This window comes from Stenotrophomonas sp. 2YAF22 (assembly GCF_052114665.1).
GTDB classification, from domain to species: domain Bacteria; phylum Pseudomonadota; class Gammaproteobacteria; order Xanthomonadales; family Xanthomonadaceae; genus Stenotrophomonas; species Stenotrophomonas indicatrix.
Window position 1 is genome coordinate 1 of sequence record NZ_JBFRFE010000932.1, and the last position, 1,031, is coordinate 1,031.

The following is a 1,031-nucleotide window of genomic DNA, read 5'->3' on the forward strand; positions in this document are numbered from 1 at the left end:
GGACGGTCACGATGGCACCTTGCCGTCGCGGCGACATCACCCGTGCCAGTGCGCGGCCGACATGGAACACACCATCGGCATTGACCGCGAACACCCTGCGCCAATCCGCGTCACGGGTGTCCACGACATCGCCGACATGCAGCACGCCCGCCACGCTGGCCGCCAACATGATCGGTCCCACCGTGGCTTCCACCTGGTTTACCAGGGCGTCCACGGCCGCACCGTCGGTGACGTCCAGTGCGAAAGCCCGCACGCGCCCATCGTCGGTCGCCAGCGCAGGTCGCTCGCGATCAGTTGCCACGACCCGGCACCCTGCGTCCAGCAGTTGCCCCACCAATGCCGCGCCGATACCGCCGGCTGCGCCGGTCACCAGCGCCACATTCCCTTCAAAACCCGTCAGCTGCATGTTGCGCTCTCCTGTTGCCTGTCCCACTGCTGCAGCCGCGCCGACAACCACGGTGCCAGCTGCGCCACCGCATCACGCCCGGTCAGTTCGGCGTGCAGGAACGGCAGCTCGATGGCATCCACCTGCAGCGCATGTGCCTTCCATAGCGCGGACTGCAACTGCGGCCGTGCCTGATGATCGCGTCCGGCCCGCACATGCGCCAGCGTTCCTACGAAAGGTCGGTGCTGGTGTTCGCGGATCAGTCGATTGGTTCCGGTCACCGCCCGTACCACGCCGTCGAGCACAACCTCGGGCAGGCTGCCCAGCGCGCTGCCGCCGCGCCGCAGGAAGGCGCGGATGCGCTCGCGATCGTCCAGTTCCGGATGCGCGTCCGGGTCATGCCCGGCGATGGCCAACAGCGCCCGCAGCGCCGCGATCGGGTCGGGCTCCGGTTCGGCACGCCAGCATTCGCTGGGATAGGCATCGAGCAGCACCAGTTCGCCGACCTCGCGACCGATGTCGTGCAGGCGCACGGCCATCGCCTGCGCGAGGATGCCCCCCACCGACCAGCCGAGCAGATGGATCGGCCCCTGTGGCTGCAGCGTGATCACCCGCTGCACATAGTCATTGGCCATGGCCTCGATGC

At 68.5% G+C, this 1,031-nt stretch carries 2 protein-coding genes; both read right to left on the reverse strand.

The window, feature by feature from the left end; genetic code table 11:
* The coding region (locus tag AB4Y84_RS22350) for an SDR family NAD(P)-dependent oxidoreductase (protein WP_442251018.1) at window positions 1-406 on the reverse strand (406 nt) is incomplete at its 3' end.
* Window positions 397-1,031: thioesterase domain-containing protein (locus tag AB4Y84_RS22355; RefSeq protein WP_442251019.1), on the reverse strand; the 635-nt coding region annotated here is incomplete at its 5' end. The genes AB4Y84_RS22355 and AB4Y84_RS22350, both read right to left, overlap by 10 nt.